We start from the raw sequence: 12355 nt of genomic DNA, 5'->3' as shown, positions 1-12355 counted from the left end.
GGGCCGGCGCGTCAGGCGGCGCTGACCGCGGAGACGGGCTGGCCCGGATCCGCCCCGAACGCGAGGTCCGAGGGGGCGACGCCGTCGGCCACGAGCCGGGCGCCGAGCGCGGCGACCATGGCCCCGTTGTCCGTGCACAGGTTCACCGGCGGGACGACGAGCTCGATCCCGGCGGAGCGGCACCGGTCGGCGAGCAGCCCGCGCAGGCGGGAGTTGGCGGCCACACCGCCGCCGAGCAGCAGGTGCGTGAGGCCGTGCTCGCGGCACGCCCGCACGGCCTTGGCCGTGATGACGTCGGCCACCGCCTCCTGGAAGGACGCGGCGATGTCCGTGCGCGGCACCTCGAGCCCCTGCGCCTCGAACTGCTCCACGGCCCGGGAGACGGCGGTCTTGAGCCCCGAGAAGGACCAGTCGTGCCGGTGCGGGCCGGGCTCCTCCGCGGTGCCCACGAACTTGCCGGCCGTCAGCCCGCGGGGGAACCGGAACGCCTTCGGGTCCCCCTCCTGCGCCATCCGGTCGATCACGGGGCCGCCGGGATACCCGGCCCCGATGAGGCGGGCGACCTTGTCGTACGCCTCGCCGGCGGCGTCGTCGATGGTGGAGCCCAGCAGGGTGACGTCCGAACTGATCCGGTCCACCTGGAGGATCTCGGTGTGCCCGCCGGAGACGAGCAGCGCGCCGAGGTCCCGGGGCAGGTCGTCCCAGTCGGCGGGGCGCACGCCGTCCAGCAGCCCGACGCCGACGTGGGCCACGAGGTGGTTGATCCCGTAGAGCGGTTTGTCCGCCGCCACCGCGAGCGCCTTGGCCCCCGCGACGCCGACCATCAGCGCCCCGGCGAGTCCGGGCCCGGAGGTCACGGCGATCGCGTCGACCTCGTCCAGCGTGACCCCGGCGGCGTCGAGGGCGCGGCGGACGGTGGGCACGAGGGCCTCGAGGTGGGCGCGCGCGGCGATCTCCGGGATGACGCCGCCGAAGCGCACGTGCTCCTCCACGGAGGAGGCGACCTCGTGGGCCAGCAGGGTGGTGCCGCGGGCGATCCCGACGCCGGTCTCGTCGCAGGAGGACTCGATGCCGAGGACGAGGGGGGCGGTGGCGGTGGCGGACATGGGGGCCATTCTAGGCCGGGCCGCCGGGCGGGGCCGCGTTCAGAGGGCCCGGCGCATGACGACGGCGTCCTCGCCGCCCGGGTAGTAGCCGCGGCGCACGGCGATCGGCTCGAACCCGTGCCGCGCGTAGAGCCGGCGGGCGGCGGCGTTGGACTCGCGGACCTCGAGCAGCAGGGACTCGGCCCCGCGCTCGCGCGCGGCGGCGACCATCCAGCGCAGCTGCGCGGCGCCGATCCCGCGGCCCTGGACGGCGGCGGCGGTGCCGATGGTCTGCACGTCTGCGGTGTCCCCCACGGCCATGATGCCGCCGTACCCGACGATCTCCCCGGTGTCCTGGCGGACCACCACGCGGTAGTCCCGGGTCGTGGGGCGGCCGTGGGCGTCGAGCGCGCCGGCGGGGCCCGCCTGGGCGAGCTCCTCGGCGTAGAAGTGCCCCGGCCAGGCGTCCAGCGGGAACAGGGTCTCCTCGTGCTCCAGCACCTCGGGGACATCCCACACGGTCATGGGGCGCAGCAGGAACCCGGCGGGCAGCCCGTGGGCGGGCGCGGCGTCGTCGCCGGGGTCCGTAGCGTCGGGCAGGCTCATGCGCCGGCGGGCCGCGCCGGGGTGCGCGGGGCCGGCACCGTGGCGTCGGACTCGCGGAGGTACAGGGGCGTGGGCGGCAGCACGCCGCGGCCGCGGCGCAGGGCGAGCTCGGCCACGCGGCCCAGGCTGACGGCGTCGGGCACGGCGCCCTCCCAGCCGTCGACCGCGTGCAGGGCCTCGGGGTAGAGACCGGCGCCGGCCCCGTAGGCGGGCAGCGGGGTGACCTCGGCGGCGGGGGTGACGAAGGGCCCGTGCAGGAGGGTCGGCTGCCCGCCGACCTGGGCGTAGTGCGCCCAGTAGACCTCGCGGCGCCGCGCGTCGGTGACGACGACGAACTCCTCGACGGCGTGCGCGAACGCGTCCGTGCCCGCCCGGTGGGCCAGGGCGTCCAGGCTCCGGATCCCGTGCACCGGCACGTCCCACGCGAAGCCCAGGGCCTCCGCGGTGGCCAGCCCGGCCCGCAGGCCGGTGAACGGGCCCGGCCCGACGCCCGCGGCGATCCCGTCCAGGTCGCCCCCCGCGACGCCGGCCTCCGCGAGAACCTGCCGCACCGCCGGGGCGAGGACCTCGGCGTGGCTGGTCGTGTCCGCGGTGGACCAGGCGGCGAGGGGCTCTCCGTCGCGCAGGAGGGCGACGGACGCGGCGGCGGAGGAGTCGAGGGCCAGGAGCAGGGGCATGCCCGCCAGTCTACGGAAGGGCCACCGCGGCCCAGCGGGGGCCGTGGGCGCGCACGACGGCGGTGCGCACCTCTTCGGCCGCCTCGCCCTCCTCGTCGGAGAAGTCGGTGACGATCACCGGCGCGTCGGGGGCGGCGTCGCCGCCGGCGGGGCCGTCGGGGAGGTCCGCCCCGCCGCGGGCCCGGAGGACCTCGACGTCCAGCCAGGACGCCTCCGGGTCCTCGGGGAAGCCTGCGAGGGACTCGGCCATGCCGCGGCCCCACTCGACCACGGTGACGGAGCGGTCGGCGGTGGCCTCGAGGTCCAGGTCCGTCAACTCCCCGGCCGAGCGCAGCCGGTAGGCGTCCACGTGGACCAGGTCGGGCCCGTCCGCCAGCGACGGGTGGATGCGGGAGAGCACGAAGGTCGGAGAGATCACGCCCTCGCGCACGCCCAGGCCCGCGCCGAGGCCCTGCGTGAGGGTCGTCTTGCCCGCGCCGAGCTCCCCGGTGAGGATCAGCACGTCGCCCGCGCGCAGCACGCCCGCGAGCGCGGCGCCGAACTCCCGGGTGCCGGCGGCGCCGTCGAGGCGCACGCGCCGCTCCCAGACCGGGGCGGGGAGGGGCTGCTCAGCACGGCGGCCGGCGATCATGCGGCCCCCTTCCCCGCGGCGGCGCCGTCCACGTGCACGCGCGGCACGCGCGGCGAGATGCGGGTGACGAGCTCGTAGTTGATGGTCCCGGCGGCCTCGGCCCACGCGTCCGCGGGGATGCCCGAGGCGGGGCCGAACAGCTCCACCGGGTCGCCGACGCGCTCGGCGGCGCCCGGCCCCAGGTCCACGACGAGCTGGTCCATGGCCACGCGGCCGACATGCGGCACGCGGCGCCCGGCGACGGCCACCGGAGCGCCCTCGGCGATGCGCGGCACCCCGTCCGCGTAGCCCAGGGGCACCAGGCCCAGGACGGTGGGCTCGGCGGTGCGGTGGCGGAAGCCGTAGGAGACGCCCTGCCCGGCGGGGACGGCCTTCACGGCGGCGAGCGTGGTCTGCAGCGACATCGCGGGGTAGAGGCCGAACTCGGCGGGGGCGCGGTCCGGGAACGGGCTGAGCCCGTAGAGGCCCAGCCCCACGCGCACCATGTCGTGGTGCAGGTCGGGCCGGGTGAGGGCGGCCGGCGTGTTCGCCAGGTGGCGCACGCGCGGGCGCAGGCCGGCGGTGTCCAACACCACCGTGGCCTCGCCGAAGGCGGCGGCCTGGGCGTCGGTCTCCGCGGCGCGGTCGAGCTCGTCGGCGACGGCCAGGTGGGAGAACAGGCCCTCGACGTCGACGACGCCCTCGTCCTGCAGCGCGGCGGCGCGGGCGGCCAGCGCCGGCAGGTCCGCGAGCAGGCAGCCGTTGCGCCCCAGGCCCGTGTCCGCCTTCACGTGGACGGTGGCGCGGCGACCGGCCGCCCGGGCGGCCTGCGCCACGGCCTCGAGGTCCCACATGCCGGAGACGCCCAGGGCGACGTCCGCCTCCACCGCGGCGCGGAACGGGGTGTCCCGGGTGTGGAGCCACGCGAGGATCGGAGCGGTGACCCCGGCGGCGCGCAGGGCCAGGGCCTCGGTCACGTGGGCCACGCCGAGCCGGTCGGCCCCGGCCTCGAGGGCAGCGCGCGCCACGGGCACGGCGCCGTGGCCGTAGGCGTCGGCCTTGACCACGGCCATCAGCGCGGCCGAGGCGCCGTCCGGGCGGCCCAGGCGCGCGCGCAGGGCCGCCACGTTGGAGCGCACCGCGGCCAGGTCCACGAGCGCGCGCCGCTCGGCCGGCGCCGCCTCGGCGGCGGAGGGTGTCAGGTCAGGGGCGTCGTCCATGCGCGTCATTCTCCCACCAGCGCCGGGCCACCACGTCGCCCAGCGCGGCGGGGAGGGTGTCCGCCGTGGCGCGGCCGTCGGCCGCCTGCCGGACGCCGGCCCGGGCGTGCAGCCAGGCCGCGGCCGCCGCGAGCGCGGCGGGCGACGGCCGGCCACCCCGCGCGGCCCCGTGCCGCTCGTCGCCGCCCCGGCGTGCCCGGGCGGTCTCGGCCGCGAGGACGGCCCCCAGGGCCCCGGCCAGGACGTCGCCCGTGCCGGCGACGCCGAGCTGCGGGCCGCCGTCGCGCATGAGCCAGGCCTGCCCGTCCGGGGCGACCGCCAGCGAGGCCGGCCCCTTGAGCAGGACCGTGACCCCGCGCGCGGCGGTCCACGCCCGCAGCCGCGCCAGCTCCCCGGCGCCGTCCTCGTCCGCGTCCACGGCGTCGGCGGCGGGCACGGGGAGGCGGTCGCGCAGACGCGCCCACTCCCCCGCGTGCGGGGTGATGACCGTGCGAGCGCCCACGGCGGCGAGCGCCGCCAGATCCTCCCCGGTCACGAGGTCGAGGGCGGACGCGTCCACCACGAGCGCCGCCGGGCCGCGGTCGCCGTCCGCCCCGGAGGCGAGCACCGCGGCGACGGTCGCGCGGACCCGCTCCCGCGCGCCGTCGCCGTCGCCCAGGCCGGGGCCGAGCACCCAGGCGTCGGCGCGCTCCGGCGCCGGGCCGTCCGCGGAGGTCAGGGCGGCCGGATGCGCGGCGAGGACGAGGTCCCCCGCCCGGGCCGGCCCGCCGTGGTGCGCCATCCCGGCGCCGCCCGCCAGGACCCCGCCCACCGCGAGGACCGCGGCCCCCGGATACCGCTCCGAGCCGGCGACGACGCCGACCACCCCGCGCGTGTACTTGTGGGCGTCCCGGGCCGGGACCGGGTGCAGGCGGGCGACGGCGTCGTCGTCCACGACATGCAGCCCGGCGGCGGGATCGGCCGGCAGGTGTGGTCCCAGGCCGACGTCGACGCACACCACCCGCCCGGCCCGGCCCGGTCCAGCGCCGAGCAGCAGCCCCGTCTTGGACGCGCCGAAGGTCACGGTGAGGTCGGCGGCCAGGGCCTCGCCGGGGACGGCCCCGGTGTCGGCGTCCACGCCCGAGGGCAGGTCGCAGGCCACCACGGCGGCCCCGGACGGCAGGTGCCGCGCCGGCTCCGGCAGGGTGAAGCCCCCGCGGGCACCCGTGCCGAGCATCGCGTCCACCACGACGGCCGCCCGGGCCGGGACCGCCGTGGACCGCCGTCCGCCGGCGGCCTGCAGGGCGGCCCAGCCGGCGGCATGCCACACCGGCTCGCCCGCCTCGTTCCGACGCACGGGCACCGCGACCGCCTCGACGCCGCGGCGACGCAGGAAGGCCAGGGCCCACAGCGCGTCCCCGCCGTTGTTGCCCGGCCCCACCAGGGCCGCCACGGTCGCCCCGGCCACCGGTCCCCGCGCCCGCAGCTCGGCGGCCACGTGCTCGGCCAGGCCCCACGCGGCGGTCCGCATGAGCGCCTCGCCCCGCCCTTCGTCCAGCAGGGGCCGCTCGGCCGCCCGCACGTCGGTTCCCGTGTGTGCTCGCATCAGGTGCTCCTCCCGCTCCGGCCCGGCCGGGCCTCAGTCGTGGCGCTCGGCGACGACGTACGCCACCGCCACGTCGCCGTCGTGGCTCAGGGACAGGTGCCAGTGGGTGACGCCCAGTTCGTCGGCCCGGTCCCGGACCGAGTCCGTCAGCCGGACCTCGGGCCGTCCGTCCCCGTGCGCGGGGCGCGGGATGCTGCAGTGGTGCCACATCATGCCCGGCGGTGCCCCCAGGGCCTTGGCGATCGCCTCCTTCGCGGCGAACCGGGCGGCGAGGGAGCGCAGGGACAGGTCCCGCTCCTCCTCCGTGAACAGCCGCTCCCGCAGGGCGGGCGTGCGCGCCAGCTGCCGCTCGAAGCGGGGGACGTCCACCACGTCCACGCCGATCCCGACGATCACGGCCGCACCCCCGCGCCCGCGCGGCCGACGCCGGCGGCCGACTCCGCGACGGCCCCGACCGGCATGCCGGCCGTCCGCTTGACCAGGTCCAGCGGCCACTGCAGGACGTCCGGGAGCTCGCCGGAGCAGTCCGTGGTCAGGGCGACCTTGGCGAAGGCCGCCGTGCCGTAGACGTCCTGGCGCACCTTCTCGGCGCCGGTGTAGCCGCCGTCGAACCGGTACATGGAGACGCTGCCGTCCGCGGCGGGGAGGCACCGCTCGGCCAGCAGGCGGGCGCGCTCGAGGTGCTGGTCGAAGGTCAGCACCCCCAGCCGGCGCAGCCCGAGGGCACGCATGCGGTCCGCGGCGAACATGACCTCGCCCTGGGTGGTGACGGGGTCCGGGGAGAAGCACTCGACCTCGACGCCCCGGGTGCGGGGGTCGCGCTGGGCCGGGGTGCCGCAGAACTTCTCGAACCCGTCCGGGCCGAGGTGCGCGGAGACGAACACCCGGTCGGCGACGCCGCGGTCCAGCAGCTCCAGGGCGGCGTCGTAGACCGCGGGCTGACTGTAGAGCACCAGCAGCGCGTCCACCCGGGGCGGGTCGTCCGGGCGGGGGTGCAGCGTCATGTCCGCGGCGCGCATCAGCCCGGGGCCGAACGCCGCGGCGAGCACGAGGGCGGCGGCCGCCAGGACAGCGCCCAGGATCCGGCGCCGTCGGCGGCCCCGCCCCCGGCCCGCCTGGACGCGACGCCCGGCCTGGGGGCCGCGCGGCGCGGCCTGGGCGTCGCCGTCGACGGCCGGCGCGGACCCGGCGGGGCGGCTCACCCCTGCTCCTGCCGCACGACCTCCCGCAGGATCATCGTCGAGCGGCCCGGGACCTCGATGACCTCCCCCGCCACCACGTGGGGGCGGGTGCCGGCCGGGGCTACGTGCGAGGACGTGTCCACGACGATCTCCCACTCCCCCGGGAACAGCGGGCCGGGCAGGGTGTACGGCACGGGCTCCCACCAGGCGTTCATCAGGACGTAGAAGTCGCGGAACGCCTCGTCCGGCTCGCCCTCGCGGCGCTGGAGGTCGTGGCCGTTGAGGTAGAAGGCGATCGAGCGCGCCTCCGCGCCCCAGTCCGCCTCCGTCTTGGCGGTCGCGTCTGGCTCGAGCCACACGATGTCGGGCAGCGGCGCCTCGACGTCGCGCTCGGCGGGCCGGCCGTCGAAGTGCTGGCGACGGCGGAACACCGCGTGGTCCCGGCGCAGGGCGATCACGTCCCGGGTGAAGGCGATCAGCGCGTCGTCCCGCGTGCTCCAGTCGATCCAGGAGAGCTCGTTGTCCTGGCAGTAGACGTTGTTGTTGCCCTTCTGGGTGCGCCCCAGCTCGTCGCCGTGGCTCAGCATGGGCACGCCCTCGCTGACCATGAGGGTGGTGAGGAAGTTGCGCTGCTGGCGGGCGCGGAGCGTCAGCACCTCCGGGTCGTCCGTCTCGCCCTCGACGCCGCAGTTCCAGGAGCGGTTGTGGGAGTCGCCGTCGTTGTTGTCCTCGCCGTTGGCGTGGTTGTGCTTCTCGTTGTAGGAGACGAGGTCGCGCAGGGTGAACCCGTCGTGCGCCGTCACGAAGTTCACGGAGGCGCCCGGGTTGCGCCCGTCGCCCTCGTAGAGGTCGGCCGAGCCGGTCAGCCGGGTGGCGAACTCGCCCAGGGTGCCGGGCTCGCCCCGCCAGAAGTCGCGCACGGTGTCCCGGTACATGCCGTTCCACTCGCTCCAGATGCCCGGGAAGTTGCCGACCTGGTAGCCGCCCCAGCCCACGTCCCACGGCTCCGCGATGAGCTTGACGGTGCGCAGCACCGGGTCCTGGCGGACGACGTCGAAGAACCCGGAGAACATGTCGGGGCCCTGCTCGCCCTCCACGCGGGTGAGCGTGGTGGCCAGGTCGAACCGGAAGCCGTCCACGTGCATCTCGGTCACCCAGTAGCGCAGGGAGTCCATGACGAGCTGGAGGGCCTTCGGGCTGGACAGGTCCACCGAGTTCCCGGTGCCCGTGTAGTCCATGTAGTGGCGCTCGTCGCCCTCGACCAGGTGGTAGTACCCGGCGTTGTCGAAGCCCCGGAAGCTCAGCAGGGGGCCCTTGTCGTTGCCCTCGGCGGTGTGGTTGTAGACCACGTCGAGGATGACCTCCAGCCCGGCGGCGTGGAGGTCCTTGACCATCTGCTTGAACTCGTGGACCTGGCCGCCGACGGTGTCGGCTGAGGAGTACGCCGCGTGGGGCGCGAGGTAGCCGAGGCTGTTGTAGCCCCAGTAGTTGGACAGCCCCTTCTCCTGGAGGATCGAGTCGTTGACGAACTGGTGCACGGGCATCAGCTCCACGGCCGTCACGCCCAGGGACGTCAGGTGCTCGAGCACGGACGGGTGGGCCACGCCGGCGTAGGTGCCGCGCAGCTCCTCCGGCACGTCCGGGTGCAGGGCGGTGAGGCCTTTCACGTGCGTCTCGTAGACGACGGTGTCCGTGAGCAGCCGCTGCGGCGGCGCGTCGTCGCCCCAGTCGAAGTCGTCGTCGACGACGACGCCGACCATGGACGTGCCGAGGCTGTCGGCGGTGTCCATGCGGTCGGGCTCGTCGAAGGCGTAGGAGAAGTGCTGCTGCCCCCAGGCGTAGTCCCCGGTGAACGCGCGGGCGTAGGGGTCCGCGAGGAGCTTGTGGGGGTTGTGCCACAGGCCCCGCGCCGGGTCCCAGGGGCCGTGGACGCGCCAGCCGTAGCGCTGGCCGCCGCCGATCCCGGCCACGTGCACGTGCCAGGTGGTGTCGTGCCGCTCGGTGACCGGGATGCGCTCCTCGGATCCGTCCTCGGCGATCAGGCACAGCTCGACGGCCTCGACCTCCCTGCCCACGGCGACGGCGAAGTTCGTGCCGGTCTCGTCCACCGTGGCCCCCAGGGGGTACGGCTGTCCGATGTCCACTGTGTGCATGAAGGCGTCTCCGGATGTCTCGGGGGGCGCGCCGGATCCGGCACGCACTCACCCCGAGTCTAGTGCGCGGAGCCCGGCCGCCCCTCGGCTCAGCCGACGCCGCCGCGCCCGTGGAGGAGAGCCCTCGGCCGCACCGGGCCCGGCACCGCCCCGGACGCGGCGACGCCCCCGTCGTTCCCGGCGGGGGCGTCGTCGTCGCTCGTCAGGGCGAGGTCACTCCACGGTGACGGACTTGGCGAGGTTGCGCGGCTGGTCCACGTCGTAGCCCTTGGCCGAGGCCAGCTCGAGGGCGAAGATCTGCAGCGGCACGGTGGTCAGCAGCGGCATCAGCACGGGCTGGGTCTCCGGGACCTCGAACACGACCTCGGCATGGTCGCGCACGGCCTCGTCGCCGCGCTCCGCCACCACGAAGGTGCGGGCGCCGCGGGCGCGGACCTCCTGGATGTTGGAGACGACCTTCGCGTGGAGCGAGTGGCGGTCCAGCGGGGAGGGCATGACCACGAACACGGCCTGGCCCTCGTCGATCAGGGCGATGGGCCCGTGCTTGAGCTCGCCCGCCGCGAAGCCCTCGGCGTGGATGTAGGCCAGCTCCTTGAGCTTCAGGGCGCCCTCCATGGCCACCGGGAAGCCGACGTTGCGGCCCAGGAACAGCACGGAGGAGGTGTCGGCCATGGAGCGGGCGAGCTCGCGGACCGGCGTGGAGGAGTCCAAGATCTCCTGGATCTTGCCGGGGATCTCCGCCAGGTCGGCCAGGATGTCCTTGATCTGGCCGGTGAACAGCTTCTTGTTCAGCTGCGCCAGGTACAGGCCCAGCAGGTAAGCGGCGGTGATCTGCGCCAGGAACGCCTTGGTGGAGGCCACGGCGATCTCCGGGCCGGCGTGCGTGTAGAGCACGGCGTCGGACTCGCGCGGGATGGTGGACCCGTTGGTGTTGCAGATGGACAGGGTGCGGGCGCCCTGCTCCTTGGCGTAGCGCACGGCCATCAGGGTGTCCATGGTCTCGCCGGACTGGGAGATGGACACCACGAGGGTGTGGTCGTCGATGATCGGGTCGCGGTAGCGGAACTCGTGGGAGAGCTCGACCTCCACGGGGATGCGGCACCAGTGCTCGATGGCGTACTTGGCCACGGTGCCCGCGTAGGCGGAGGTGCCGCACGCCAGCACGATGATCTTGCGGACCGCCTTGAGCTCCTCCGGGTCGATGCGCAGCTCGTCCAGGACCAGCGCGCCGGTGGCGTCGGTGCGGCCCAGCAGGGTGTCCTGCACGGCCTGCGGCTGGTCGTGGATCTCCTTCTCCATGAAGGTGTCGAAGCCGCCCTTCTCCGCGGCGGAGGCGTCCCAGTCCACGGTGAAGGCCTTGCCCTGCGCGGGGGCGCCCTGGAAGTCGGTGATCTCGACGGCGTCGGCGGTGATCGTCACCACCTGGTCCTGCTCGAGCTCGATCGCCTCCTTGGTGAAATCGATGAAGCCGGAGACGTCGGAGCCGAGGAAGTTCTCGCCCTCCCCCACGCCGACGACGAGCGGGGAGTTGCGGCGGGAGGCCACCACGCGGTCCGGGTGGTCCACGTGGACGGCGAGCAGCGTGAAGGCGCCCTCGAGGCGCTGGGAGGCCAACTGCATGGTCCGGGTGAGGTCGCCCTCGCCGGCGCCGCGGTAGACGTCGGCCAGCAGGTGGGCGGCCACCTCGGTGTCGGTCTCGGAGAGGAAGGTGACGCCCTTCTCCAGCAGCTCGGCGCGCAGCTCGGCGTAGTTCTCGATGATGCCGTTGTGGATCAGGGCCAGGCGGCCCTCGTCCGCGACGTGCGGGTGGGCGTTGACGTCGGTCGGGCCGCCATGGGTGGCCCAGCGGGTGTGGCCGATGCCCACCTGCGCGGACGGCACCGGCTCGGCCTCAAGCTCGGCCGCCAGGTTGGCGAGCTTGCCCGCCTTCTTGCGGTGGTACAGCTCGCCGTCGGCGACGACGGCGACGCCCGCGGAGTCGTATCCACGGTATTCGAGGCGGCGCAGCCCCTCCATGAGGACCTCGAGAGCATCGTGCTCACGGGTCGAGGACGGCTGCCCGATGTATCCGACGATTCCACACATGCGCATGAGGATACCGGGTGCCCGTGCGCATCCGCCGCGGGCGGACAGGGGACCCCGCCGCCGCAGGGGGACGGCCCGCGGGCGCGGGCTCAGGGGCCGCCGTCGCCCTCCTGCTCGGCCTGCTGCCAGGCCCAGAGGTCGCGCACCATCTCCCGCACGTCGCGACGGGCCCGCCAGCCCACGTCGCGGGCGACGGCGCCGACGTCGGCGCAGGACTCGGCGATGTCCCCCGCGCGGCGGCCCCCCACGGTGAACGGCACCGGGCGGCCGGTGACCTCCTCGAAGGCGCGCACCATCTCGAACACGGTGACCCCCTCCCCGCGGCCGATGTTCCACACCCGCACCCCGGCCTCCTCGGAGGGGCGGGCCGCCATCCACTCGAGGGCGGCCACGTGCGCCTCGGCCAGGTCCATGACGTGGATGAAGTCGCGGACGGCGCTGCCGTCCCGGGTGGCGAAGTCCGCGCCGAAGACCGTGAGCTCGGGGTAGGCGCCGGAGGCCACCCGGGAGACGAAGGGCATCAGGTTCGCCGGGGTGCCCTGCGGGTCCTCGCCCATGCGGCCGGAGGGGTGGGCGCCCACCGGGTTGAAGTAGCGCAGGGACGCGACGGACAGTCCCGGCGAGGCGGCGTGGACGTCGGTCAGGACCTGCTCGGCCATGGCCTTGGAGCGGCCGTAGGGGCTGACGGGGTCGATCGGCGCGGACTCGGCGACCGGCACGGGCGCCCGGTCGCCGTACACGGTCGCGGACGAGGAGAACAGCAGGGTCCGGGCGCCGGCGCGCACGGCGGCCTCGGCCACGTGGGCGGTGCCGCCGACGTTCACGCTGTAGTACTCGGCGGGCGAGGCCATCGACTCGGTCGGCGACTTCAGGCCCGCGAAGTGGACCACGGCGTCGGGGGCCCAGGCGACGACCTCGTCGGCCCAGTCCTCCGGGCGGCGGATGTCCGCCACGACCAGGCGCAGGCGCGCGCCCCCGAGCCCCACGCCGCAGACCTCCGCCGCGCGCTCGAGCCCCGCACGCCCGGCGCCGGCCAGGCTGTCCAGCACCAGCACGTCGTGACCCGCGTCGAGGAGGGTCGTCACGGTGTGGGAGCCGAGATACCCGGCGCCGCCGGTCACGAGAGCACGCATGCCCCGATCCTATGCGGGCG

General features: G+C 75.7%; 11 protein-coding genes. All 11 read right to left on the bottom strand.

All coding sequences use genetic code 11. From position 1 onward, the window contains the following. Nucleotides 1-11 precede the first annotated feature (11 nt). The 11 genes from tsaD to galE all read right to left on the bottom strand — a co-directional run bounded on the left by tsaD (nucleotide 12) and on the right by galE (nucleotide 12335). Entirely contained in the window at nucleotides 12-1115 is a 1104-nt protein-coding gene (tsaD, locus tag MHY29_RS00420; protein ID WP_370643405.1) for a tRNA (adenosine(37)-N6)-threonylcarbamoyltransferase complex transferase subunit TsaD, read from the bottom strand. A 30-nt stretch (nucleotides 1116-1145) separates the two neighbouring features. Beyond that, on the bottom strand, nucleotides 1146-1691 hold the full coding sequence (gene rimI, locus MHY29_RS00415) for a ribosomal protein S18-alanine N-acetyltransferase (protein WP_224356616.1): 546 nt from the start codon (nucleotides 1689-1691) through the stop codon (nucleotides 1146-1148). Next, nucleotides 1688-2368: a tRNA (adenosine(37)-N6)-threonylcarbamoyltransferase complex dimerization subunit type 1 TsaB gene (gene tsaB, locus MHY29_RS00410; protein WP_239237883.1), complete on the bottom strand. Its 681-nt coding sequence runs from the start codon at nucleotides 2366-2368 to the stop codon at nucleotides 1688-1690. Before tsaB ends, rimI begins: the two co-directional genes overlap by 4 nt. A 10-nt stretch (nucleotides 2369-2378) precedes the next feature. Next, nucleotides 2379-2999, bottom strand: coding sequence for a tRNA (adenosine(37)-N6)-threonylcarbamoyltransferase complex ATPase subunit type 1 TsaE (tsaE, locus tag MHY29_RS00405; RefSeq protein ID WP_239237882.1), 621 nt, complete (start codon nucleotides 2997-2999; stop codon nucleotides 2379-2381). Continuing rightward, on the bottom strand, nucleotides 2996-4207 hold the full coding sequence (gene alr, locus MHY29_RS00400; protein WP_370643404.1) for an alanine racemase: 1212 nt from the start codon (nucleotides 4205-4207) through the stop codon (nucleotides 2996-2998). The genes tsaE and alr overlap by 4 nt, the downstream gene beginning before the upstream one ends. Further along, nucleotides 4182-5783 carry an NAD(P)H-hydrate dehydratase gene (locus MHY29_RS00395; protein ID WP_239237880.1) on the bottom strand — a complete coding sequence of 534 codons (1602 nt, stop codon included), beginning with the start codon at nucleotides 5781-5783 and terminating at the stop codon, nucleotides 4182-4184. Before MHY29_RS00395 ends, alr begins: the two co-directional genes overlap by 26 nt. A 33-nt stretch (nucleotides 5784-5816) precedes the next feature. Then, nucleotides 5817-6179, bottom strand: a complete 363-nt coding sequence (locus MHY29_RS00390; RefSeq protein ID WP_224356611.1) for a holo-ACP synthase — start codon at nucleotides 6177-6179, stop codon at nucleotides 5817-5819. Further along, entirely contained in the window at nucleotides 6176-6985 is an 810-nt protein-coding gene (locus tag MHY29_RS00385) for a hypothetical protein (protein ID WP_239237879.1), read from the bottom strand. Before MHY29_RS00385 ends, MHY29_RS00390 begins: the two co-directional genes overlap by 4 nt. Next, nucleotides 6982-9117, bottom strand: coding sequence for a glycogen debranching protein GlgX (glgX, locus tag MHY29_RS00380; RefSeq protein WP_239237878.1), 2136 nt, complete (start codon nucleotides 9115-9117; stop codon nucleotides 6982-6984). The genes MHY29_RS00385 and glgX overlap by 4 nt, the downstream gene beginning before the upstream one ends. 213 nt (nucleotides 9118-9330) lie before the next feature. After that, on the bottom strand, nucleotides 9331-11202 hold the full coding sequence (gene glmS, locus MHY29_RS00375) for a glutamine--fructose-6-phosphate transaminase (isomerizing) (RefSeq protein ID WP_224356608.1): 1872 nt from the start codon (nucleotides 11200-11202) through the stop codon (nucleotides 9331-9333). Nucleotides 11203-11291: 89 nt separating this feature from the next. Further along, entirely contained in the window at nucleotides 11292-12335 is a 1044-nt protein-coding gene (gene galE / locus MHY29_RS00370) for a UDP-glucose 4-epimerase GalE (RefSeq protein WP_239237877.1), read from the bottom strand. Between the last annotated feature and the right edge of the window lie 20 nt (nucleotides 12336-12355).

This window comes from Micrococcus sp. ACRRV (assembly GCF_022346985.1).
Taxonomy (GTDB): domain Bacteria; phylum Actinomycetota; class Actinomycetes; order Actinomycetales; family Micrococcaceae; genus Micrococcus; species Micrococcus porci.
Note: the sequence above shows the minus strand (reverse complement) of the source record. Positions and strands in the feature narration are given on the sequence as shown.

What these genes read in the sequence shown, in the direction of transcription:
- tsaD (WP_370643405.1), bottom strand. Translation starts at nt 1,115, where the DNA reads ATGGCCCCCATGTCCGCCACCGCCACCGCCCCCCTCGTCCTCGGCATC.
- rimI (WP_224356616.1), bottom strand. Translation starts at nt 1,691, where the DNA reads ATGAGCCTGCCCGACGCTACGGACCCCGGCGACGACGCCGCGCCCGCC.
- tsaB (WP_239237883.1), bottom strand. Translation starts at nt 2,368, where the DNA reads ATGCCCCTGCTCCTGGCCCTCGACTCCTCCGCCGCCGCGTCCGTCGCC.
- tsaE (WP_239237882.1), bottom strand. Translation starts at nt 2,999, where the DNA reads ATGATCGCCGGCCGCCGTGCTGAGCAGCCCCTCCCCGCCCCGGTCTGG.
- alr (WP_370643404.1), bottom strand. Translation starts at nt 4,207, where the DNA reads ATGACGCGCATGGACGACGCCCCTGACCTGACACCCTCCGCCGCCGAG.
- MHY29_RS00395 (WP_239237880.1), bottom strand. Translation starts at nt 5,783, where the DNA reads ATGCGAGCACACACGGGAACCGACGTGCGGGCGGCCGAGCGGCCCCTG.
- glgX (WP_239237878.1), bottom strand. Translation starts at nt 9,117, where the DNA reads ATGCACACAGTGGACATCGGACAGCCGTACCCCCTGGGGGCCACGGTG.
- glmS (WP_224356608.1), bottom strand. Translation starts at nt 11,202, where the DNA reads ATGTGTGGAATCGTCGGATACATCGGGCAGCCGTCCTCGACCCGTGAG.
- galE (WP_239237877.1), bottom strand. Translation starts at nt 12,335, where the DNA reads ATGCGTGCTCTCGTGACCGGCGGCGCCGGGTATCTCGGCTCCCACACC.